The organism is Anaeromassilibacillus senegalensis (genome assembly GCF_001261775.1).
GTDB lineage: Bacteria > Bacillota > Clostridia > Oscillospirales > Acutalibacteraceae > Anaeromassilibacillus > Anaeromassilibacillus senegalensis.
The window spans coordinates 741,305-765,411 of the sequence record NZ_LN868538.1; the positions used below are offsets into that span (position 1 = coordinate 741,305).

General features: G+C 55.0%; 20 protein-coding genes. 7 read left to right on the top strand and 13 right to left on the bottom strand.

Features of this window, described 5'->3' with window-relative positions:
* Positions 1–170 precede the first annotated feature (170 nt).
* The 6 genes from BN2106_RS13695 to BN2106_RS13720 form a co-directional block, all read right to left on the bottom strand.
* Complete coding sequence (locus BN2106_RS13695) at positions 171–956, bottom strand: anti-sigma factor domain-containing protein (RefSeq protein WP_050699125.1); 786 nt, start codon at positions 954–956, stop codon at positions 171–173.
* A 5-nt stretch (positions 957–961) separates the two neighbouring features.
* The gene (locus BN2106_RS13700) at positions 962–1,657 is read right to left on the bottom strand and encodes a sigma factor (RefSeq protein WP_050699126.1); all 696 of its coding nucleotides are present in this window, start codon (positions 1,655–1,657) and stop codon (positions 962–964) included.
* 360 nt (positions 1,658–2,017) lie between these two features.
* Complete coding sequence (locus BN2106_RS16285; RefSeq protein WP_154666536.1) at positions 2,018–2,176, bottom strand: hypothetical protein; 159 nt, start codon at positions 2,174–2,176, stop codon at positions 2,018–2,020.
* A gap of 152 nt (positions 2,177–2,328) precedes the next feature.
* Entirely contained in the window at positions 2,329–2,808 is a 480-nt protein-coding gene (gene tadA, locus BN2106_RS13710; protein WP_278275362.1) for a tRNA adenosine(34) deaminase TadA, read from the bottom strand.
* 3 nt (positions 2,809–2,811) lie between these two features.
* On the bottom strand, positions 2,812–3,213 hold the full coding sequence (locus BN2106_RS13715) for a cytidine deaminase family protein (protein WP_050699129.1): 402 nt from the start codon (positions 3,211–3,213) through the stop codon (positions 2,812–2,814).
* Between the two features lie 11 nt (positions 3,214–3,224).
* Positions 3,225–4,298: a CPBP family intramembrane glutamic endopeptidase gene (locus tag BN2106_RS13720; RefSeq protein ID WP_050699130.1), complete on the bottom strand. Its 1,074-nt coding sequence runs from the start codon at positions 4,296–4,298 to the stop codon at positions 3,225–3,227.
* Between the two features lie 53 nt (positions 4,299–4,351).
* Between BN2106_RS13720 and BN2106_RS16290 the strand changes: the two genes are divergently transcribed.
* From BN2106_RS16290 to BN2106_RS16295, 5 genes are all read left to right on the top strand, one after another.
* A complete protein-coding gene (locus BN2106_RS16290; protein WP_154666537.1) occupies positions 4,352–4,993 on the top strand; it encodes a hypothetical protein in 642 nt (213 codons plus the stop codon).
* Between the two features lie 65 nt (positions 4,994–5,058).
* Entirely contained in the window at positions 5,059–5,910 is an 852-nt protein-coding gene (locus BN2106_RS13725; RefSeq protein WP_050699131.1) for an HAD-IIB family hydrolase, read from the top strand.
* An 88-nt stretch (positions 5,911–5,998) separates the two neighbouring features.
* Positions 5,999–6,640, top strand: a complete 642-nt coding sequence (locus tag BN2106_RS13730; protein WP_050699132.1) for a TetR/AcrR family transcriptional regulator — start codon at positions 5,999–6,001, stop codon at positions 6,638–6,640.
* A gap of 118 nt (positions 6,641–6,758) precedes the next feature.
* Positions 6,759–8,012, top strand: coding sequence for an MFS transporter (locus BN2106_RS13735; RefSeq protein WP_242846332.1), 1,254 nt, complete (start codon positions 6,759–6,761; stop codon positions 8,010–8,012).
* A gap of 194 nt (positions 8,013–8,206) precedes the next feature.
* Positions 8,207–8,452, top strand: a complete 246-nt coding sequence (locus BN2106_RS16295) for a hypothetical protein (protein WP_154666538.1) — start codon at positions 8,207–8,209, stop codon at positions 8,450–8,452.
* A 255-nt stretch (positions 8,453–8,707) separates the two neighbouring features.
* On the opposite strand, the gene BN2106_RS13740 is transcribed toward BN2106_RS16295, so the two are convergent.
* The 3 genes from BN2106_RS13740 to BN2106_RS13750 all read right to left on the bottom strand — a co-directional run bounded on the left by BN2106_RS13740 (position 8,708) and on the right by BN2106_RS13750 (position 11,046).
* Entirely contained in the window at positions 8,708–9,541 is an 834-nt protein-coding gene (locus tag BN2106_RS13740; RefSeq protein ID WP_050699133.1) for a helix-turn-helix domain-containing protein, read from the bottom strand.
* A gap of 34 nt (positions 9,542–9,575) precedes the next feature.
* Complete coding sequence (locus BN2106_RS13745) at positions 9,576–10,421, bottom strand: S1 family peptidase (RefSeq protein ID WP_050699134.1); 846 nt, start codon at positions 10,419–10,421, stop codon at positions 9,576–9,578.
* Between the two features lie 112 nt (positions 10,422–10,533).
* Positions 10,534–11,046 (bottom strand): ferritin, encoded by a 513-nt coding sequence (locus tag BN2106_RS13750; RefSeq protein ID WP_050699135.1) that lies wholly within the window; start codon positions 11,044–11,046, stop codon positions 10,534–10,536.
* A 131-nt stretch (positions 11,047–11,177) separates the two neighbouring features.
* Here BN2106_RS13750 and ytaF point away from each other — a divergent pair, with 131 nt between their 5' ends.
* Complete coding sequence (ytaF, locus tag BN2106_RS13755) at positions 11,178–11,822, top strand: sporulation membrane protein YtaF (protein ID WP_242846333.1); 645 nt, start codon at positions 11,178–11,180, stop codon at positions 11,820–11,822.
* Between the two features lie 104 nt (positions 11,823–11,926).
* On the opposite strand, the gene BN2106_RS13760 is transcribed toward ytaF, so the two are convergent.
* The 3 genes from BN2106_RS13760 to BN2106_RS13770 all read right to left on the bottom strand — a co-directional run bounded on the left by BN2106_RS13760 (position 11,927) and on the right by BN2106_RS13770 (position 20,411).
* Entirely contained in the window at positions 11,927–18,739 is a 6,813-nt protein-coding gene (locus BN2106_RS13760) for a cadherin-like beta sandwich domain-containing protein (protein WP_050699136.1), read from the bottom strand.
* Positions 18,740–18,986: 247 nt separating this feature from the next.
* On the bottom strand, positions 18,987–19,586 hold the full coding sequence (locus tag BN2106_RS13765) for a cyclase family protein (RefSeq protein ID WP_050699137.1): 600 nt from the start codon (positions 19,584–19,586) through the stop codon (positions 18,987–18,989).
* Positions 19,587–19,703: 117 nt separating this feature from the next.
* Positions 19,704–20,411 carry a 5'-methylthioadenosine/adenosylhomocysteine nucleosidase gene (locus BN2106_RS13770; protein ID WP_074017527.1) on the bottom strand — a complete coding sequence of 236 codons (708 nt, stop codon included), beginning with the start codon at positions 20,409–20,411 and terminating at the stop codon, positions 19,704–19,706.
* Positions 20,412–20,650: 239 nt separating this feature from the next.
* Here BN2106_RS13770 and BN2106_RS16835 point away from each other — a divergent pair, with 239 nt between their 5' ends.
* Positions 20,651–21,664 carry an N-acetylmuramoyl-L-alanine amidase gene (locus BN2106_RS16835; protein ID WP_050699138.1) on the top strand — a complete coding sequence of 338 codons (1,014 nt, stop codon included), beginning with the start codon at positions 20,651–20,653 and terminating at the stop codon, positions 21,662–21,664.
* Positions 21,665–22,436: 772 nt separating this feature from the next.
* On the opposite strand, the gene BN2106_RS13780 is transcribed toward BN2106_RS16835, so the two are convergent.
* Entirely contained in the window at positions 22,437–24,080 is a 1,644-nt protein-coding gene (locus BN2106_RS13780; RefSeq protein ID WP_050699139.1) for a hypothetical protein, read from the bottom strand.
* Positions 24,081–24,107 lie beyond the last annotated feature (27 nt).

The window sequence follows — 24,107 nt, forward strand, 5'->3', positions numbered from 1 at the left end:
GTAAAAACAGGCCGCAGGCCCAGTACGATTGCTGGACCCGCGGCCTGTTTATATTTTCCGCGCGCGTTCAATGCAAAACTGCGTTTGGCTGGCAAAACGGTCATGTATGATACGCAGCAAATTTTCATCTGATGGCTTCAACAATCAACCCCGCTGTTTCAAGTGTATGTTTACCCACAGCCTTTCTGCGCAGCATGTTTTTCGCTGTGGTGCGCATCCTCCCTCTCCATACCATGCTCTTTCTGGCATGTTTCAATTTCACCTTTTATTTGCTCAATGCTGTGATGCTTAAACTCCGAAAGATCCGCTTCCGGCACAAGCTCCTGAAGCTCCTGCAAATAAAGATATTTACCGGCTGACACCCCGTGTCCATGGGCTCCATTCACGACATCCTCGTCCACCGCATGATACTCCGCGTGTATCTGCTCTGCGTAAAGGGAAATATGTGAGTCCACCACTGCCTGGAGTTCAGACAGCAGAGACGCCTGCACCTCTGAATCAGATGCAAAAACGGTCAGCACTACATCTGCATCGGCAGCCAGGTATCCTTTAAGCTCTTCGGCGTTTAACAGATTGGCAAGCGCCTCCTGACAGGCCACATCCTTGATATCTGTTTCCTCCAGAATCCGTGTCCCTTCCTCATTCAAAGCCGTCGCGGCCACAATACGGTCAAAACGATTTACACTCAGCTCGATGGAAGGATTTACGTCAAGGCTGACCAGCGCCACCGGTCCAGATAAGAGCTGCTTCCAGATGAAGCCGCCAATCACCAATATAGAGAAGCAAGCTGCCACAGCTCCCAAAAGCGCCACATGTTTTTTAGAGGGCGCTGCAGAAACCGGCACGGTTTGCCCCACTTTCCAGCCGTTCTTTACATTTACTGTGGCAAAGGAGCCATCCGCTTTTAAAAGAATCGCTTTTCGTCCTTCTATTTTAAATACAATACCGGTTTTCAATTGAATCACCTCCGCGCGCTCGGCAAAAACGCCTGGATATACGGATAATCTCCGGATAACAACACAACCAACGCAATCAAATATTTTCTATGCTTATCCAGCGTTTTGGGGGAAACAGCAAACCGGGCGGATAAGCTCTTTTGCGCGATGCGGTGCGTCGTTTTCAATTCACAATACAGCACCGGGGTTGCAACAATTTCGCTTGCCAGCCTGAAACACAGCTCCCGCGATCTTGCCTGCTTGGGGCAGACACGCGGCAGGTCATTGAAATCGATTCCGAAATCCTTTAATTCCAATGCAAACGCCTCGATTTCCTGCGTCAGAGAGTTCTGTTCCTGCTCCATATTATACGCCGCGATATAAGCTTCCGCATCTGCCATACAGGCGGATTTTTCATCTTCATTCGCAAACAACGGCACAATTTTATTTTCATACCGCGCCTGTTTACGACTCTCATCAATCAATCGATTCCGAATGCTGACACTGCAAAACGCCAGAAAATTGCCTTTATCCACCGCATATTGCTGCACACAACCTGAAAAGGTAAGCATCGCCAGGCTCAGCATATCGTCATATTCCATGTGTATGCCTCGCAGGCGGGAGAGCTGTTTTTTTATAAATGGCAGGTAATTGGCAATCAATTGATTCATTTTTCCGCGGTCCTTCTGCGCGGTCAATACATCATCTGCAATTTCGCCCATACGTTTCTCCCCTCTCACCCTTTTCTCATTATACCGTTAATCAAGGGTTCTGCAAATTTTTTCGCACAGCCAATCGAACTTTACGCATTTGCAGCTGTAAAGAAGCAGTCAAAACCGACTTTTGTTGGTAAAAGGAGTAAAAAATTTTATTTTTATGGTGCCGCCCCCATGAATTGGGAACGCCATTTCGTATCTAATGATAGAAACAAAAAATTTAAAGTGAGGGTATGAAAAATGATTTACAAAAAAACAGCGTCTATTTTAATTGCTGGTGCTCTGATCGCAGCCATGGGCGCTACATCCGCTTTTGCCGCGGCGTCCACACAAAGCTACCCGGTCTGCACGGTCAGCGGCTGCACCTTAACCGACGTCCACCAGCATGACGGAATCACCTGCGCGGCACACAGCGTCAACAATGGCCACACTCACCACAGCAGCTGCAGCCTCTCCGGATGCGACCAAAGCGGAGCGCACGCAAGCCACAGCGGTGGCCATCACAGCCACAAGTCCGGTGGCCATCACGGATAATGCTTCCCCGGCCTGAATAGGATAAACCCCCTCATGTAAGAAAACCACTACATGAGGGGGTTTGTCATTAAAAAAAGTCGCGCACATATGAAAGAAAGTCGAAACGAGAACGACGTCCCGCCCAAAAGCGGCCGGAATAGATTCTAAGGTTCCCTGGTTTGCTGTTTTCGTTTGGCGCGCAGCTCTTTAAAAAAGCTGGAAAGCTCCGCGGCACACGCCTCTTCCAGTACGCCGCGAACCACCTGCGGCGCATGGTTGTACGGCAAGGCAAACAGATTGACCACCGAACCGCAGGAGCCGGCCTTTCGGTCCCCCGCGCCGTATACCAGCCGCGGAATCCGCGCGTTGATGATTGCACCCGCACACATGGGGCACGGCTCCAGCGTCACATACAACTCGCACTGCCAGAGCCGCCAGCCGCCCAGCGCGCGGCATGCGCCGTCAATGGCCTCCAGCTCCGCGTGACAGAGAGCGTTTTTGCCCGTTTCCCGCCGGTTGCGCCCTGTGGAAACAATCCGGCCCTCATAGACCACAACCGCGCCAACGGGGACCTCTCCCTCCAGCGCCGCCTGCCGGGCAAGCTCCAGCGCCGCGCGCATATAGGTTTCATCCCGCGTATCCAGAATTCATCCCTCCACCCGGAATGCAAACGGCAGCAATTCCTCGGCATACAGTTTGAACATCCCCTCTGTATCCTCCAAAATTACCGCGCATTTCGGCGCGTAGTCCAACAAGATCTGCCGGCAGTTGCCGCAGGGTGGGACTACTTCTTCCCCCTGCGCGCCGCGCACCGCCACAATGCAGGTGAACTCCCGCTGGCCCGCCGTGACCGCCGCGCCAAGCGCCACCTGCTCCGCACAGGCCCCGTGCATGGAATACAGGTTGACGCCGGTAAAGATCTGCCCGTCGGCGCACCGCACCGCCGCACCGACCGTATGATGAAACTGTTCCGCGTCATAATTGCGCACGATCGCCTCACGGGCACACGCGAGCAACTCGTAATCCGCCGGCTCCAATTGTTTTTTCATAAAAGTTCCTCCTATAGATACAGCATCAGGAAACAGGACAGAATACAGTATACAAGCAGCACAATGGCTCCCGCATTGCCCACCAGTTTCCCAAATTTTTGCGAACTGCGAAGCGTGCTGGCAGAACGTTCCACCGAAAAGAAACGCTGTCTGCGCACCGCTAGGAAGATCACCGCAATGATCCCCAGCACGATCCAGACATAAAACGCCAGCATATACAGGGCGTTTGCCATTCCATCCCCTATCTGCCGTTCCAGCAGGGTCATTGCCGCCGCCATCCCGTTATTGATAAAGTGGATAACAATGGATACCCACAGGTTTCCCGTTTTGACCACGACAAACGCCAGTACCAGCCCGCACAGGAACGCAAACGGAATCTGGATAAAGTTGCCGTGGAACATACCAAACAGAAACGCGGAACCCAAAATCGCAAAGCCGTCTCCAAAGCGGCGCAGCCCGTGCAGAATCGCCCCGCGGAAAACCAGTTCCTCCACGATGGGCGGGATCACCGCCAACGAGATAAAATACAGGATCTGAATGGACGGTTCGCCGTTAAGCGGGGAATCCGGGAGCGTGCCGTTCACGCCCATACGGTCCAGCAGGTCGGCAACCCAGTTTGCCGGGTAATTCGCCAGCATGCAGACGCCCATCCCCAAAGCGATACAAGCGAGGGAGGTGCCAAACTTTGTCTTCTGGAACGGGAGCGCGTCGGCCAGGGAAATGTGCTTGATTTTCAGATAAAACAACGGCGGAATTGCAAACGCCAGGATATAGGTGACGCCGTTGACCAGATAATACAAAAGAGGCGTGTACCCGCCGTACTCGTTATTTCCCAGCCATCGGAACCCGACCGATTGCAGGAACAGATTGGCGGCGGAAGGAATGGACACCATCAGCGCCACAACGACGACCAGCATCCAGCACAGGCCGCAGGCGGTTTTGCCCAGGCTCCGCTTTTCCTCCGGGTTGCCCCGGTCACAGGGGACGGCCGGCGGCATATATGGATTTGGCGCAGCCGACGGCTGCGCCGGATACGGCACATAGACACGCTCCTGCGGGAGCTGCGAATTGGGCGGATATACCATAAGAATACCTCCTTTAATTACAGGCCGGATAAACAGGCTGATACCTAAATAAATTGTATGATAGCATAAAAGAGGCGCAGCCTCCATCACAACAGATCAATGTTCGCTCAGGCATCAAAATCTTCGATTTTGGTCACGCCGTGCGGTCATTATTCCATAGAGAGGCATTGCCTCCATCACAATGGATCAATGTTCGCTCAGGCGTCAAAATCTCCGATTTTGGTCACGCCGTGCGGTCATTATTCCATAGAGAGGCACTGCCTCCATCACAACGGATCAATGTTCGCTCAGGCGTCAAAATCTTTGATTTTGGTCACGCCGTGCGGTCATTATTCCATAGAGAGGCATTGCCTCCATCACAACGGATCAATGTTCGCTCAGGCGTCAAAATCTCCGATTTTGGTCACGCCGTGCGGTCATTATTCCATAGAGAGGCACTGCCTCCATCACAACGGATCAATGTTCGCTCAGGCGTCAAAATCTTTGATTTTGGTCACGCCGTGCGGTCATTATTCCATAGAGAGGCATTGCCTCCATCACAACGGATCAATGTTCGCTCAGGCATCAAAATCTTCGATTTTGGTCACGCCGTGCGGTCATTATTCCATAGAGAGGCATTGCCTCCATCACAACGGATCAATGTTCGCTCAGGCGTCAAAATCTCCGATTTTGGTCACGCCGTGCGGTCATTATAGCATACCCCATCCCGCGATGCAAACAAAACGTCGGTTGACCGCCGGGCTGCACGGTGGTAAAATGCATGGGTGTGAAAAACCGCCATTCGGCGGATCGGGAAAGGCGGATGATGAAACAGATGACACAAACCTACCAGGGCGCTGTATTTTTCGACGCGGATGGCACGCTCATCGACGGGCCGGCCGGCGTCTTTTCCCCTACCCCGAAAACCTGTGCAGCCATTTTGCGCCTGCAGGCGCAAAATATCCTCACCGTACTTGCAACCGGGCGCTCTGAATGTTATATTTTGCCGGGCCTGCAGCGGTTCGACTGCTATATCACCGCAAACGGCGCGCACGCCGAATGCGGCGGCGCCGTGATCCACGACCGGGCGATCGCTCCCGACGCACTGCGCGATCTGACGGCTTACCTCGACGGGGCAAAAATCAACTATGTGCTGGAGACGCCCGCCCTTTGCTACTGTAAAGACCTGAAGGAGCGCTATTTTCAGGGCATGATGCAAAAATACGGCTTTCCTGAAGAAAATTTCCTGCCGCTGCCCTCTTTGGATGGATTGAAAATCAACAAGCTGATGGTCATGTATGACGCGATGGACAAGCGGGACCGCTTTCTGTACGACTTCGGCGGCCTGTACGACATTACAGACCAACCCGGCAACCAGGCCTGCGATGTCGGGCAAAAGGGTGTCTCCAAGGGATTGGGCGTGGAGAAAGTCCTGGCGTATTTTCATATCCCACGCGAAAAAGCCTATGCGTTCGGTGACGCAGACAACGACTATGACATGCTTGCCGCTGTGGGAACCGGCGTCGCCATGGGCCGCCACACAAAGCGGCTGGAGGAGGCCGCCGCATTTGTCACCGGAACCGTGCAGGAAGACGGCGTCGACACAGCGCTGCGCAAACTCCACCTGATTTGAAATACGCATCCAGTTTTTACTTGACAGGGAAGCTGGAGCATGATAGACTGAATACATACCAAACGAATGTATGAAAAGAGGCGCCTGCATGGCTCGCAACAAATACCCGGAAATTACGGAAAACCGGATTCTGGACGCGGCAACCAAGCTGTTCTGGGAAAAAGGATATGAACAAACCACCATTCAGGATATTGTAGACGCACTGGGCGATTTGAGCAAGGGCGCGATTTACCACCATTTCAAATCGAAGGACGACATTGTCAACGCCGTTTGCGACCACATCACCGCGGAAATCAATCCTTTTGATAAGATTAAAAACGCACCAGGATGGAATGGATTCCAAAAGATTCGCCAATTGTTTTTGCTTTCGCTGTCCAACAAAAAGCAGCGCGAAATGTTCCATCTGTTTCCTTCCCTTTTAAAAAACCCGCGCTTTCTGACGCAGACGGTGGAGGAATGTATTTCCATGGCGCCGATGCTGCAGGAAATTATTGAAGAGGGAAATGCGGACGGCTCCCTTTCCATCGCCTACCCTCAGCAGGCGGCAGAAACCATTTTACTGTTGGTAAACGTATGGATCAATCCCATTGTATTCTCTGTGAGCCGGGAGGAATTTACCCTGAAGCTCCGCTACCTGGCGGATTTTCTGGATAACCTTGGACTGCATATCATTGATGAGGAAGTCTGGGCCGCAGCCATCGATTTTCGCGACAGCATTATTCCGCAATAGGCCATTCTTGTATGAATGGCTTTTCTTTTCTCCCTTTTCATACCGTCGTCCGGTATCTATCAATCACTTCCTGCGTTAAACATTACATCCTATATTACTTTGAAAGAGGGCGGTATTCTTGTACCAGAAGCTCATGAACCGGGATTTTTCCCTGGTCGTCATCGGCCAAATCATCTCCCTGTTCGGCAATGCCATTTTGCGCTTTGCCCTGCCGTTGTACCTGCTGGACCGGACCGGTTCCACCGCTTTGTTCGGTACCGTGCTGGCAATCTCCATGATTCCCATGATTCTGTTTTCTCCCATCGCGGGGATGGTGGCAGACCGCGTTAACCGCCGGAACATTATGGTTGCGCTTGATTTCATCACAGCACTGCTGGTCGTTGCGTTCGGCTTCTTATCCGGCGCCGGGAACGCATCGGTGCTCATCGCCGTCATGCTGGTGTGCCTCTCTGTGATTCAGGCGTTTTATCAGCCGGCGGTGCAGGCCAGCATTCCTGTGTTGTCCTGTGAAGAAAACCTGCTTAAATCCAACGCCATTATCAACCAGGTGCAGGCGCTCTCCAGCCTGCTGGGCCCCATCCTGGGCGGCCTGCTTTATACCGTCTGGGGGTTGACGCCCGTCGTATGGGCCAGCGCGGCCAGCTTTTTTGTCTCCGCAGTGATGGAGATTTTCATTCACATCCCCTTTCAGAAGCTGGACTCCTCCGGCGGCGTGCTGGCCACTGTCAAAAACGACCTGAAGGAAAGCCTGCACTTTATGACGCGGGAACGGCCCATTATCTTAAAGGTTCTGGTCTTTGTCTCGTTGTTCAATCTGTTCCTGAGCGCCATGGTCACGGTGGGCGTCCCCTCTTTCATCAAGGTATCGCTGCAGCTTCCCGACTCGCTTTACAGCCTGACACAGGGCCTTTTAGCGGGCGGCGCATTGGCGGGCGGCATTCTGACCGGCGCGCTGGCGTCCCGCCTTTCTCTGCGGCAGATGCACCTGGTCCTGCTGGCGGCGGCACTGGTCCTGCTGCCGATGGGGTTTTCCCTGCTGATGGGCGCGCCCGCCATGGTCTCCTATGTGATCATCACCGCCTGTGGCTTCCTCTTCATGGCGATGGGCACGTTGTTCAGCGTTATGATGCTGTCCTTTCTGCAAAAGGAGACGCCCAACCACCTGATTGGCAAGGTCATCGCCTATGTGCTGGCGCTTGCCATGTGCTCCCAGCCCGTCGGGCAGGCGATGTATGGCTTCTTGTTTGAGGCGTTGTCGGAATCCACCTATGTAATCATTTTTGCCGGTGTGCTGATTGCCTCTGTGACCGCCCTTGTTTCCAAAAAGACCTTTGGCAGCCTGTCTCAATTGGAAACAGCAGAAGCCAACTGATAAATTCGTTATAATTCCGGCTTCTGTATACTGGACAAAACCAAATCCAACACGGATGGAGAGATGTTGTATGGGTTCCTTTATATGGATCGCCGGACTTGTGGGCTGAGTCTGTTCTGCCACCGGCTTTTGTCTCATCCGCACACAGCTGAAGGCGGCAAAAAAGCGGAAGAAATCCCTGAGGAACGGGCGCATTGACAAGCTTGGAAAGATGCCTTTTTCCCTCTTTCTGCGTGTTTATTGGAGAAAAACACTACGGAAAGTCCTTTCCGATGGCGCTGGTCTGCAACCTGCCGGGACATATCGCCCTGTTCCCGTTCGGATCGATCAGGATCGGAATTGTCATGATTGCCATTCAGCCCTTTATACAGGGGGCTGTTATCGGCATGGAGGACAAAAGACCAGGGCTTATGGGAGCATCATCGTTGTATTTGAGGTAAGCGGGTTTATTTTGTCCTGTTGTTTCGGATTTTTCGGCGCGGTTTCTCTTTGGTAGATTTCCGCTGTCTTTCTGATTCTTAACGCCCTCGTTGCGGCAGGCGGCGTTTTAACGGGCAGCCAGGCGGTGCAAAATAAAGAATATCTCGCCTGACAAAATACCCCATGGAATTGTAACTGGCGGGAATTGCTTCCCCGATGGGACGATTCCGAATATACAAAAAACAGCACGTATCGCAGCGATACGTACTGTTTTTTTATTGTTCTTCCGCCGCCGGAAATTTATAGCTCTCGTGATAGAAGGCCTCCCTTTCGCGCACATACGCGGAAGGCGTCACCCCGCAGACCGATTTAAAATCGCGGATAAAATGCGCCTGATCGTAGTATTGCAGGCGGTACGCAATGTCCGTCAGGCGCATGCCGCCGGATTGCATCACCCGCAGGGCCTCGTTGACGCGCAACAGCCGGCTGTACGTTTTGACGCCCATCCCCAGGGACTCCCGGAACAGGCGGTTTAAGTGGCGCTCGCTGTAGCAGCTCTCCTGCGACAGCGCCTTGACCGGCAGCGTTCCGTGCCTCCGCTGCAGCTCCGGCAGCAGCAGCGCGGGCAGCCCGGCCTCCGGCCCCCGTTCCAGCCGGTTTAAAAAGAACCGGTCCGTCTGCTCCACCAGCTGCCGCAGGTCCGCCGCCTGCTCTGCAATTTCTATCAGGCCGGAAAATGGCTGCAATACCTCGGAAAACATGCGCACATCGGTCAGCTCCCGCTGCGGAATCCCGGAAAACCGGTGCGCACCGCAGGGAAGGAACTCCACAAAGAAGCGCTGCACCAGATCCAGGTCGTTTGTAACCTCCACGGTCTGGGTGGTCGGCCCCCAGAAATGCCCTTCCACCTTCCCGGGGCCAAAGGCGAACACCAGACAGCCACTCGCATCCGGAACCAGCCGCAGGGTTTTCGGCCCGTCCTCCCGCACCGCATAGGAAAACGTATAGTGCGCGATATACGGCTGCAAGAGGGGATGGGGCCGGATATACAGCCGTTCGCTGGTTTTACGCATCAGCTGCGGGAAAGGCCGGTTCAGAAAGTCCTGCATGTTTCTCTCCTGTTGTTCTCCATAAAGACGGTTTTTATTTTGCCAGCGCGTTCTCCAGCTGTTCCCGGATACTCTGCGCGGAATTTCCATACCGGATCGAGCCGTTGGAACCGATGTGAATACCCACCAGCTCTCCCTTGCTGTTCAGCAACGGCGCGCCGCTCGCGCCCTGCGTGCTGAACTCGTCGCTGAGGATATAGCCGATTTCTTTGCCGTCGTCCCGCATCACCACGCAGGGATACAGGCAGTCGTCGTAATAAGTGGAATTCTCGTGGTCGAGCCAAGCCGCCATGTAGATCACGTCGCCCATCTTACAGGGGTCCGCCGCAAACGGAATCCCGCCCACGGCCCCGTCCACATAGAACGCAGCGAGGTCCCTGTCGGAGCTTCCATTCTCGGAGACGGACCTCGCGTCCGGAATCGGCACAACGCCGGTCACCGTTCCCGCGATTTCACTTCCATCACCGAGGATATCATATAAGTCGCCGCCCGATATGTAGCCGGTCAAATCCCGCAGGTTCACGTCCATCTCATCGGATGCAAAATAGTGGCAGGCGGTCAACAGCAGCGGCCGGTCGCTCAAATTGGTCTTGGCCAGAAACGACGTGCCCGCCATAAAGTCCCCTTCCGCGGACTTCCAGTCCACATCAAATACGGTGTTCGGCTCCAGCGCCTCAAAATCCGGCAGCGGCAGAAAGTCTGTGTCAGGCACGCTGCGCCCGTCGCTGTCCGTCAGCATATTTTCGCCGGTCAAATCGGACATGATCCGGCCCAGCGCCTGATTCTGGTCCGCGGCGCCGTCCAGCTTTACCAGGGACGCACAGCCCGCCGTGGAAGCCATCAGCGCACAGGCAGCCAGCATTGCAATCATCTTTTTCATGTTTTTCCCTCTCATTCTCCCTTTTTTGCATGGGTAGATTTCAGTATAGCATCAAATGGCACAAAAGAAAAGCGGCCGCGCATCACGCGGCCGCCGGTAAATGTTTCCTGTGTTACAGCACAAGGGAAGGCGCCGCATAAACGCGCGCCGCAAGCTCCGTATCCAGCATATAGAGCGATTTGGGATCGGAGCCGTAGAGGTTCATCTTTTTCACCAGATCCTCCGCGTTCTTTTCTTCCTCGCCCTGCTCCTTGACAAACCAGTCCAAGAACTGCATGGTCCGGAAATCCTTTTTCGCGTACGCCGCGTCGTAGATCGTGTGGATCAATTCCGTGACATAGCGCTCATGAGCCAATCCGGCCTCCAGAACAATCAGGTGGCTCTCAAAGGTTTGCACCGGGCGTTCCACCGCCTCCAGGGTCACCTTTTCGCTGTTGTTTTGCAGATATTTCAGGAACAGCATCGCATGGTCGCGTTCCTCCTGCGCCTGCACCTGGTACCAGTTGGCAAAGCCGTCCAACCCTTCGTCCGTGAAGTAATTGGAGAAGGCCAGATACAGATAGGCCGAATAAAGCTCCTTGTTAATCTGCGTATTTAAAAGTTCCGTTACTTTTGTATCCAACATTTTGATCACTCCTTCTGCCGCTATTATAGCGCCGGGATTTTGCTTTTGCAAGAGGTTGCTGTCGATTGATCCGCTGTCACGCTTTTTTCCGCACGGAATAGAATGGAAAAAAGCCAAAAGGCGGTGATTGCTTGGGCAATTCCATTTTCGCGGCGCTGGAATCGCTGGTTCTGGTGACCGCGCTTTCTGTAGACGCATTCGTCGCCAGTTTCGCCTACGGCACCAACAAAATCAAAATCCCGTTCCGCTCCGTCGCGGTGATCACACTGGTGTGCAGCGCGATCCTTGCAGTTTCCCTGTCCCTCGGCACATTGGTGCGCCCCTATGTTCCCGCCCATCTGGCGGGCATCGTTTGTTTTGCGATCCTGTTTTTGCTGGGTATTGTCAAACTCTGCGACAGCGCGCTGAAATCGATGATCCGCAAAGCGCAGGGTCTGCATAAAAAGATCTCTTTTTCCGCTCTCCATCTGGACTTCATCCTCGACGTATACGCCAACCCGGAAAATGCGGACTGCGACTGCTCCAAAACACTCTCCCCCGCAGAGGCCGCGCCGCTGGCGGTGGCCCTTTCCCTGGACGGCCTGGCGGTCGGCTTCGGCGCCGCCATCGCAAGCGTCGATCCTGTACAGGCGGTGATTTTTTCTCTCGCCGCAAACATCATCGCAGTCGGCTTCGGCTGTTTTGTCGGCAACAAAGTGGCAGAACGGTTTTCCCTCGACCTGTCCTGGCTGAGCGGCCTGCTGCTGATGGTACTGGCGTTCCTGAAATTATCCTGACTGCACATAACACTTTTACACGAACATAACACACCTCCAAACAAATCCCCCGGACGGAACAAATCTGCGTTCCGTCCGGGGGATTTTATAATGTCATCGCCTCATCAGACGATGGTGACGGTACAGTGCTTTTGCGGCTCGCTGTTGGATATTTGGGTGTAGACGCCCGTGCTGGCGCCCGGCGTGCCGACCGCCCACACGCGGTAGGTGTACACGCTGCCCATCCGGGATACTGCCTGCGTCTTCAGCACGCTGCCGTTGCCCACGGTGAAGTTCGGCGCAAAGCCGGTTCCATTGGAAACCGTGACCCGCATCAGCGCCGATTCGCCTTTCCGGAGCGTAAGCGTCCCCGTCGTATCGCAGCGGACAGACGGCGCGCCAAGCTGCACCAGAACCCTGCCGTCCGCACCGTAGGTGTTATACGCCACCGGTGCGGAGCTGCCGTTCTTCTTTGCCGCAGACGGCTGTTTCACTTCCAGAGCCGCCTTGGCCGCCAGAAGATTCTTGTAAGCCGTTTCCACATCCTGCTCCATCGCATCCGGATCGTTTGCGACTGCCAGCGCCGCATTCCGCATGGAGCGGAACTGGTTCGCACTGGATGCGGTGTATTTGCTGAGGTTCAGGTTTTCCGTCTCGCCCAGCAGATCCTCCAGCGCCTTCTTGTTCGGGATTCTGCGGAGTGCTTCCATTGCCTTTGTGAGCGCATCCGCCGCCGCGTTGATCTCCTTCTGGGATGCCTCCGCATCCAGCTCTCTTGCCGCATTCAGCGCATTGCGGAAGGCTTTCTGGCCAATCGGAAGGTACTCTTCCTCCAGGACCTTCTCAATCTCCTCCGCCTGTGCAAGTACCGTGTTCAGCGTTTCCCAATCCGCCTTGTAGACCAGGGCAATCATCGCCGCGTTCAGGTCCGCCGCCGCTTCCCGGATCTCCTTGTCCATCGCGTCCGCGTCGTCATAGACCTCCTGCGCCGCCGCCAGAACCAGCTCATATGCCGCCCAGCTTCCGGCTGTGTAGTCGTCCTGTTCCAAGGCCGCCGCGGTGTCCAGCGCTTCCTGCAGAACGGTCTTGTCGCCCTTTGCAAAGCTCAGGTGCTGGATGACGTTGAGCAGCTTTGCCCACGCGCTGTCGATGTCCTTCTGCGATGCGTCCGCCTGTGCCTCGACTGCAACCGCCTGATCAAGCGCCGCGTCGAACAGCTTCTGTACGGACGGTACCGCCGCGTTGTATTCGCTGCCGCCCTTGAGATCTTCCGCAATATTGATCACGGTGCGCAGCACCTGCTTATTCACAACGGTGAACGCAAAGTGCAGATCGGTATCCGCGTTCGGCATCTTGCCGGTGTAGGTATAGGATTCTGCATCCTTCAGGATTGCCGGTTCGCCGTTGACGGTCACGCCCGCGAACTCTCTGCCTTCTACTGTGGGGGTAAAGGTCAATGTTACATCGTCGTCTGCCATAACCTTTGCTTCGTATTTTCCGATCAGGTTGGCAAGCTTGAGGTCTTCTCCCGCAATGGAAAGCTGCGCGTTCTTTGCCGGGAAGATCACGTCCAGTGTGCGTTCCACTGCAATGTCCGATTGGACCGCAACGGTACATGCCGCTGTCAAGTCCTCCGGATTGGAAATCCGCTCCGTCGCCTGTAAAATCCCCTTTAACGTGTATTCGCCCTCATTGGCCGCATCATAACCGCCGACCCATGTAACGGACAGTGCCGCTTCCGAACCGTCGTCCAATACGACGTCGACCATATCCGGCATTCCCGTATCTGCAAATACGGTATGCAGGCCGACTTCCTTTGCTGCAACCGGTTTGACGGACTGCACCTGCCGCTCGGCAGCCGGCGCCTCCCCGATCGGTGTGATGAATTTGGGATCGCCCCAGGAGCAGTGTGCGCTCCAGTCATGATCCACGTATTCCGCCTTGAGCGTAACGGTCTGCGCGGTCTCATCCAGCGGAAGATTCACTTCCGCCTGTTTGGTATAGCCATTCGCATTTTTCAGCTCAAACTTCACTTCGTCGTTGACCAGTACCGTAAAGTTAATATTTGGCTCGTTCGGCTTTGTAATCTCCTGATCGATGCCGACGAAGGTGTGGAAACCGGTATAGCCCTTGCCCGCCACATCGTAGACAATGACAGAGTTTGCATGTACGCCGAAGCCCTTTTCATAGCTGACCACGCCGTCCTCACCCAGCAGGCGGATCGGATTGCCGTCAAAGGACTGATCCTTTTGTATAATTCCTGTGTAGCCGCAGGTTGCGCTCTGCCACTCCATATCGGACAGATACGCCGCGCCCGAAGCGTCGGTCACTACTTCATAGGTTCTGACAGTCTGCCCGTTCGGGGAGGTGACGCGCACGTAGATGGGATTTACACCCTCATAGAGGGCCACTTCCTGCGTGATGGAACCCGTCGCCTCGTATTTCTGTGTCCCGCAGAGCACGGCGATCTTTGCCTGCGGCTCAAAAGCATTCGCTTTCAAAACAAGCTTTCCACTGTCCGCCTTCGCCGTGTAGGAAACCGTATCCGTCTGGAAGGCATCGGAAAGCTTTGCACCATCCAGCGCCAGGGAGGCAAGGCCCGCGTCATGATCCGATTGATTGCGCACGGTCAGCGTATAATATTTTGGCTTCTCCAGCGTTTCCGGCGTGACCTTGACGATGATTGTGTTGAGCCCGTCTTCCAGCTGCACGTCGGCGGAGCCGGAATCCGTAAAGACGCCGTTTGCCGTGATGCTCACCTTGGCGTTCTCATCCGCCGGAGTGACGCGCAGCGGCAGCACGCCGTTTTCATCAGCGTTCACCGTCACCACATAGTCGGTCACAGATGGGTTAAATTTTTCTACTGCGCTGATTGAGGCCGCGTCCGCGTTGGAGGAGCCAGTGCGGAACACAACGGCGCGGTACAGCCTGGTGCTGCCGTCCTGTGCCCGCACGGTAATCTCTACCACGTTGCCGCCCGCCGCCAAAGCAATGTCCTGCGTAAATTCATTGTCTTCATTGTCGGCAATCAACCGGTTGTTTACGCGCACGGAAATTCTCGCTGTGTCCTCGGCAGTCTTTAAGTGCAGGTTCATGGAGCGCTGCTGCGTCTCCGCTGTGGTCAGGTACGCTTTTTGGTCCGCGGAGAAAGCCGGGAAGTCCACGCCGTCGGCCTCAAAGACGACCAGACGCGCGTCGCTGCTGCCCTTGCGTGCAACGGTAAAGGTATAGGTCTTTTGATGCTGGCCGTCGGGGGAAGTCACTTCCACCGTGAGAACGTTCCCATCCTCCGCAAAGACAATTTCACCCGCCAGCGTACCGGTTCCCGAAGCGACTTCCGTTCCATTGAGGCAGAGTTTTAAAGAAGCGCCCGGTTCCGCTGTAAAGCCAAGCGACGCAGAGGAAAGGGATGCCGGGGCGGTTATCTCATACGTCTCCCGGTTGGCCTGGAACGATTGATCCAGCGCCAGGCCGGAGGGCAGGGATACAGATTCCAATAGAGCATTATCCGGCTGCGCTTCCCGGTCTGCAACTTTTACTGCTGTGCTCGCCACAGGCGCACCCGCGGAACCGTACGCGTCCGCCGGCACAACCTCCACACGAAGATAACGGGAAGCATCCGCACTTTGTACTGTGTAGTCTTTTCCTGTTGCACCCGTAATCGGACAGAATGGCCCTTCAGCGCTGTCCGCTGCGCTCCAACGATAAAGGGTGGCGCCTTCCGCATCGTTTTCCGGATCGGAGAATGCATACTCGGCATGCAGTATTTCACCCGCCGCCGGGGTACCGGCTATCGCCGCCTCCGCTGCGGACGGCGCGGTATTGTTGTCCACCAGCGGGATTTCCTCGCCGTTCAGGACAAAATCGGAGAAGGTGTATGTTTTGCCGTTGTCCTTATTGCCTGCATAGAAACCAGCCTTCAGGCCAGAACCAGTCAAGGCGCTGTTGGAGGAGGTGTCACCCGTCTGCGCAATAGGCGTCCAGTTCTGCCCGTCCGCAGAATAGGAACAGGCAAAGCTGGTGCCCATTTTGACGATGCGCAGGAAAATGTCCATCTCTGCTGCATCGTCCATCAGGCTTTCCTTGGGACTGGCGCTAATTTCATTGTTGACCGCCAGCTTTGGGGTGCCCGCGTTGTTCTTGCGGACCGCCGCAATATAGTTGTTCTGATCGTTCATAATGACCAGTCCGGCTTCCTCCCAGTCGTTGCCCTGCCCGCTGGTCTTGCCGGAAAGCTTGACCGTTGCGGTAAAATCGCCCTCAGGCGCGTCGGTGACAAACACGTTGCGTGCACCGGTTCCGCCGGCCCACATACCGCCGCCCTGGCCGGTGATGCTGACACTCTTATCTTCGGCATTCAGGTGCCAGCGCGCATCGTCGCTCTGCTGGATGCTCCACTTTCCATTCAATCCCGTGCCGGAAGGCTTACTCACGGTGACCAGCTTGGTTCCATAGACCGCACCGCTGGCCGCGGAGGCCGCTACAATCTCCGCCACGCCATAGGAAGTCGTATGCAATACGCCGTCCCCGTCGATGGAGGCAAACGAAGCCGCTTCCCCTGTCGCCGCGTCGCGCACGCTCCAGACGATCTCCTGTGCGGCGTCCGCCGGCGTCACTTCCGCCGTAAACGACGCGGAACCGCCCACTTCCAGAACGTTCTGATCGCCGTGAACCACAATTGCATCCGGCGCTTTTTCCTGTGCTCCGGCGTCCGCAATGGTCAAAGAGAGCTTGTTTGATTCAAAAATGCGGTCGCCGCAGGTGGTGTATGCCCAGATTTCCACGGTGCCGCTCCTCTTCGCATGCACCACGCCGTTGGCGTCCACCTCCGCGATGGATGGGTCGGAACTGACATAACTGACCGGCCCGGTCCCCGGCAGCTGGTTCGCCGCGTTGAGCACGGTGTCTTCCCCGATAATTGTTACATCGTCCGCCGTCGTGCCGTCCGCTGTATTGGCGCGCAGGTTGAGGCCCGCGTCGTACACGTTATCCGCAATCGTGACATTTTTACAGGCGCGGAGCTGGTACATCTGCGCGCTGTAGGTATTGCCGGACTTGTCCAGTCTGGTTGCCAGACTGCCGCCTGCCGCAAGGGACAGGCTGTCCGCGGAAAGGTTCATCTGCACGTCCGGGTCATACCGCCGGAAGGTATTCCCCTCGATGGTCAGGCCGTTTACGCTCTTCGCGTTGATCGGATTGGGCCCGGACAGGTTGAATACATTATCTGTAATTTTGATATTCTGGTGAATCTGGTAATCCGGGTCGTTTGACGGGTTGGTCGGCTCGATCAGGATCGCGTTGCTCTGCGGCCGGTCAAATACGTTGCCCGTAATGGTTACGTCGCGCGCGGGGCCGGACTCATACCAGCCCTGTGCGTCGCAGGAAATGAAGATGCTGGCCATGCCCATACCGTCAAAATAATTGTCCTTGATGAGAACCGGTTTCCGTGTGGTGACCAGTATTCCACGGGTGGGTGTTTCCACAAAGCGGTTTCCGGTGATCTCCACTTCCGGCGTATAGGTAATATTCTCAACGGCATAGCTGTTGCCGCCGCCTGTGATGCCCGGCACCGCCCGGTCCAGCGTAATTTGAATCTGGTTCAGATTATCCGCGTGCGGGCCGTCCACCGCCACAACGCGCGCCGTACCGCCTTCAACAGGAATCATCGTCCCCTTGGTTACAAATTCGACTTCGTCGCCCACATAATACTGCGGGAATCCGCCGGTTTCATTGTGCCGGTAATTCAGCGTAAAGGTCTTGTTGTCCTCGCTGACTGCGCCCACCGTCAGGTAGGTGCCGTGGATATTGATCGGATCGTCGTGCGGGTTGGTAAAGGTACAGTTTTTGACTGTCACCTTGCCCTTGACGGAGGACATCTGGATAAAATCGGCAAAACCCACGGTGGTCCGTCCGGAACCGGTGCGCGGGGTAAAATCGACGTTGTCCAGCGTGATGGTATCGGAAAGCTGACCCACCATGCCGAAGCCGTGCAGAAAATGCACATTGACGTCCTTGACAGTCACATCTTTGCTTTCCCAGAAGAAGGTTCCCGGTGTGGTGCGCGTGGTATTGCGCATCTGGTAGCAGTAGCCGACCGGCGGCATATTGCCCGTATTGCTGTATGTAATTTTGACCCGGTTGTCGCCGAGATCTTCGATCTGGCTGACATTGCTGAACAAATTGTTGGAGGCACGCCAGGTTTTACCGCTGGCATAGTCGTAAATCTGCGTGTAAGCGAGGCCGTTGGAACCGCTCCAATAGGGTGCGCCGGTGACCGGGCTTCTCTCGCCCTCCCAGCGGATATTGGTTCCGTCGATCGTATAGTTGTAACACTCCGGGATGTAAGCCACAACGGAGTCCCCTTCTCTGGATTCCACCGTTACGTCCACAACCGTGGGGCTGGCAAAGTCAAAATCGAAATTGGTGAACACGACGTTTTCCGAGCGGATGCTGGCAAAGGTTGTGATATCTCCATGATACAGGAACATGGACCCGCCGCCGTCGATGGTGACGTCGTGCATATCCTCCACCAGAATGCCGATATGCTTGTCCTTATACGATTGGTTGGTTCCCACCGTGTTGGAGACGTAGAGCTCCCGCACCGGCGCGTAATCCGACCAGAAGCCATATTCACCCTTTGCAAACAGCAGGCGGACCGCCTTGCCCTGGTTTTTCTCCTGTTCTTCCTTTGCAAAGGCCAGCGCACGCTCCACCGCGGCGGCAGAGTCCGTCTTGCCGCTTGGGTCCGCGCCAAAGGCCAGCACATTTACCTCGATGGCTTCATCTGTGACACGGCTGGTCCAGCCGTCGAATGCCTCCAGAACATTGCCCTGCTCCGGCACTTCGGCCGCAAAAGCGACGCTGGTTCCCGCCGGGAGTGTCAGAATCATTTGTGCCGCCAATAAAGCAGCGATGCTTCTCTTCAATTTTCTTTTCATGTACCTGGTTACCTTTCTCTTCTTTTTTAAACCTTTTCAAATATGTCCATCCCATGTCCAACGACATATAGAACAGTATATCGGTTTATTCCACAAAAACAAGATTATATGAGAAATATTATAAGCAAATATAAATAATATTTGTTGCGTCAACACATGAAGGATTCCGTTTCAGCAAACAAGCATATACCGTCAAAAAAGAAAAAGCACCGGCTCCGCCATCAGGCAAAGCCGGTGCAAAGATCCTTTAAAACCCGTATTCCGGTGGGTCGTCCTCCAAAAGAACCGCGCGTACGGGGGATGCTTCCGCCCCCTTTAAAAACAGCGGCAGGGCCACCAGCGTGTAATTCCCCTCCAAAACCCGCGAGAGATCCAGGCCCTCCAAGATGGGAATGTCCGCGCTGAGCAGTTCGATGTGGGGTTCCGCCTCCGCGTGCGGGGCGCCGATACTCCACGCGTCGGTTCCCACCAGCGTTACGCCCGCATCCGCCAAAGCGAACGCGGCGCTTTGGGAAAGATACGCTTTTCCGTTCCCTTTCAACAGGACGATGGATTCGCAGTACGGCATGATGCGGTCAATATCCGCGCCGGTTACAATTCCGCTCGCCGCCACAACGGTACAGCGGCCCATAAAACGCTCCGGCGGCAGCTCGTCGACCGTTTTGCCGTCGCTGATGAAGTGGCGCGGCGCATCCACATGCGTCGCGCTGTGACAGCCGGTATAGAAACCGGAAAGATTGTAGGAATCCCCCAGCTCCATGCGCCGCACAATTTCCCGGCGCGGCTCCGGGTCTCCGGGATAGACCGGCGTGTGGAACAGCTCCCGGGAGATATCGATTACGCGCATACGCGCCCTCCTTCCTGTAAAAGTTTCAAAAATATTACAAAAGGATGAAAGAAATCGACCGGTTCCGTTGTTTTATATACAGCAGCCTTTGCAGATGCAAAGGGGTAAAGCGCGCTTTTACGCGAGCTTTGCCAATTCCGGCAGGGCCCTGCACAACAGTTCCGTTGTCTGATGGGCGGCATACTCAGAAAATTGTTCGTAATCCGCGTCCGCGCCGTCGTCCGCATTGTCTGAGATACAGCGCAGCGCCGTGTATGCAACGCCGTTGATATAACAGACCTGCGCGATACTTCCGCTCTCCATCTCACAGGCGTCCGCTTCAAAGTTGGAAGCGATCCAATGCAGCTTTTCCTTGCTGCAAATAAACTGGTCGCCCGAGGCAATACATCCCTCGTGGATGGCCCCCGGAAATTCGCAGGCCTTCGCCGCGTCCGCAAGCACCAAATTCATTTGATGGGAGGTGGGCATTTCAACCAAATCGATTTCGGGAACCAATCCGGCCGGATCGCCAAACGGCGTTGTATCCACATCGTGCTGCACCGCGCAGCTCGCCAGAACCAGATCGCCGATCCGGATGCCCTTTTTGATGCCGCCGGCGACGCCGCTGTTGATCAGCATGTCTGGCGCATACCGCAGGACCATCGTCTGCGCGCACAGCGCCGCATTGACCTTCCCCACTCCGCAGCGCGCCACAACACAATTTACACCGTTGATTTTCCCGAGATAAAAGTCGATCCGGCTGACTGTTTCCTTCTCTGCATTTTCCATCTTTCCGATGATTTCTTCCACTTCAATCGCCAACGCGCCAATGATTCCAATCAACATTCTGCTCCCACCATTTCAATCATGATACTTTTGTTTCTGCACTTTTATTCCAATTATATCGGATGAAAGCTGGAAATGCAATTACTTTACATAATCACTGATTTTATATTGTGTTTTGTTCTTATTTATCCTATAATATTTGTAATTCCAATTTTTTGAGAAATCAATTTCGTTGTTACCGACGATTGACCGCCATAAAACCACAATCAAGTCAAAAGAAAAGAGGATGGAGCGAAAAAATGAACCGAAAATGGAAAACCCTTCTTTCCGCAGTCGCAATGATCCTGACCCTGTGCATGACGGCTGCCGTCGCCGGCAGCGCGGCGTCTGTCGACACGCAGCGCTACAATGGACCCAATGGGCGTTTTAAGGTCTACCTGAGCCCCGCCGCACAGCCCTGGAATCCCTATGTGGACGGCAGCGGCAGCGAGGAATACTACATGCGTCAGGTGGCAAACGCGATGATTCCCTACCTGCAGGGCTATGGCATCGACTACATATTGGCCGGCCCGCAGACCGGCGCTTCCGCCAACCAGAAGCAGTTTTTGGTGAACCGTGCCAACGAGGCGAAAAACGGCGGATGCGACCTCTATCTTGCCATTCACTCCAACGCGGCGAACGGCAAGGCAAGCGGCACCCGAATTTACTATTACACCAAGAGCGCGGAGAGTCTGCGCTTTGCCAAGGTTTTGCAGTCCAACTTCTGCTATCCGGATAAATCGAATATCAAATTGGCATATAACGACGCGCTGATGGAAATGTACCTCCCCACCATGCCGCACGCCCTGATTGAGACCGCATTCCATGACAACGCGCAGGACGTCGTCTGGATTAAGAACAACATTGACAACATCGCCAAAAGCATGGCGGCGGCTGTCAACGAATACGCGAAGGGCAGCGTGGGAACCGCGGCGGGACTTTCCATCGACCGCATTTTCGCCAATATGAACACCTCCACCGCGCTGATTTTGAACGTCTCCTCCACCGCGGGCGGCGCCGTACCGGACTTGAAGTGGAGCTCCAGCAACCCGGGCGTCGCTTCCGTTGATCAGGATGGATTTGTGCTGGCCATGTCCGCCGGTGAAACGGTCATCACCGCCACCACACCGAATGGGCAAACCGTCCGGTGCACCGTAACTGTGTCCGGCCCGACCATGCAGTACGGACTTACAACCGGACCCATTGCCAATGCGGAGGGTGAATATGTGCCCAATCCCACAGAGGAATCCGGACCCATCACCCCCAGCAATTAAAGCAATCTCCCCGGTGCAATGAGCACCGGGGAGATTTTTTATCTGTATATAGTGTACGCAGCGGGCCGCCGGTAAAACAACCGGCGGCCCGCTATTCATTTCATTCACAGTAAAACGTTACAGGGGGCCGTTGCAGAATAAAGCTGCAAGAGTCCCCGGAAGTTCGCCCGGAAGCACAAGAGACCCATAAAGAACCATATCATTCGTTCCCACTTGCTCGACCTCCGGTCGGGACGCTCGCTTGAGTCTAAAGCCTCGCTCGAAGATCTAAACGGCCATCGCCGTTTTCAGAAACATAGAACAACCTATTTTAAGAATTGTCCACAAGGTAAAACCGGTTTCCGCCGCCTTTAGAAACGTAGAAAGACAAATGTAAAGAATTGCCACAAGGTGAAAATGGTCCTCGCCGTAGGCGTGTCCTGACCGGAGGTCCGCGTCCCAACCGGAGGTCCGTGAAAGACGTTACACGTTCCGCTCCTTGCGAGGAGCGGCAAAGGGCTCTGCCCTTTGATCCCGCCACCTTTCAGAAAGGTGGAGAAACACATTTTAATCATTACCTGCAAGGTGAAAATGATCCTCGCCGCTGTTAGAAGCGTAGAAAGACCTGTTTTAAGCGTTGTCCGCGAGATAAAAATGGTCCTCGCCGTAGGCGCGTCCTGACCGGAGGTCCGCGTCCCGACTGGAGGCCCGTGTTCTGACCGGAGGTCCGCATTTTGCTCTACGCTTCAATGCATACAGGGGCAGTTCTGCAACGGGCCCTTGTCAGACCCAATCACCCGGCTAATTCCTTTATAAGCGAAGGATCGGTTTCCAGTGTCTGGAAGACTTCCCACATGGTTTGAAGCTCCTGAATCTGCGGCGCTGGAATGAGCACATCCCGGTCCCTGTCGCCGGAAAAATGCACCCGGACCTCCTTCGCAGAAAGCATATCTTCCAGCATGGGCTGCAGATTGACCGCCCGTTTATACAGGCTGGAAGATTGCGGGGTATGGATGGCTGTATACCACTCAAGCACACCGCCCCCGAATACCAGCTGGCTGTTGCGGTCGTAAAAGTCCACGTACAGCCGATACTGCCTGCCGTCACAGTCGACGGTAATCTCTTCCATATAGAGGCTTTCCTCCTCCTGAAGGCCGAACAGCAGCACAAAGACGGCGCCTGTGGAATCCGCGGTGATGCGTGGTTCCATATTCCGGTTCTTCCCAAGGTTAATATACCGCGTACTCAGCCCCTTCGGCGCAAATCGGTACGTCTCATCCTCCGCGTCGTAATAGACCGACAGCGCGTCTTTCGTCTGGCTGAGCTTCCCGGCGTCCTGCTGCCTGCCGTATTCTCTGAGCTTCTCCATCAATTGATCATTGGGGATTTCGCCGTTTGCCGTCTCCAGAAGCTGTGCCGCGCCCTCCAGATCTCCTTCCGCCGCGATCGCCTCCGCCTCCGCGATTTTGGCCTGTGCAAACGCGGACGCAGCGTTGTCCGCAAGCTGAGAAAGTTCTTCCGTCAGCATGGACGGATCAAACTTCTGGACATATGTACAAACCGCCGAATACTGCTGCTTGTCAAACAGCTCCTTCGCCGTGCTGTAAACCTCTCCCGCCGCTTTTTCCCGCACCTCTGCCATCAGTGCCTTTACGTCCTCGGACGCATACAGGGGATCGATCTCCGCCGCGGCTGTATACGCGCCCAAATAATCCTCTTGGTTTATCTTCTGGCTGATCTTTGCATAAACCTGGTTGGACCATCCGAGTGCACACCGTTCCGTGTAAATTTTCGCATCCTTGTAGCTCGCCTTATCTTCCTTGAGCACCTTTGAAAAACAGACAATCGCTTTTTGATAATCCTTTAACTCCATCGCCGCTTTGCCGTCTTCAAAAGACGCCCTGGAAGCTTCGACTCTTTCAATCTGTTCCACATACTGCTTTGTATCGACAATGAGGCCGACGGCTTCCAAACCTGCCAGCGCGCTTTCCCCGGATATTTCACGGCTCTGGTACGACTGCATCAGCCCGTCGACATACTCGCCGGTGGTGCGGCCCGCCTGGTCCGCAAAGTCCGGATCGTTGGAATAGCTCTGAAAAACCGCCACAGCCCCCGCGGTGTTCCCATCTTCCAGCGTCCTCTTGAACTGGCTGGCCGGCAAAGCGCGGTAATAAAAGGACAGAGCCGCGACCGTCGCCCCAACAAGCAGAAAACCAAACGCTGTCACCGCGCCGATGACCCACTTCTTTCCGCCGCGTTGTTTTTTTACCCTCTCCGGAGCAGCTTTTACACCAGCCGCCGCGGGCTGCGGCTCCAGCGGAGCGGGTGCGGCAGCGGGTGCGGCAGCGGCGGTTTCTTCCTTGGAAAAGGCGTTTTGGCAGCATCCGCAAAACACGCAGTTTTCTGGATTTACCTTTCCATACTTAGGACAATCCATCTTCTTCTCTCCCTTTATCCAATGGTC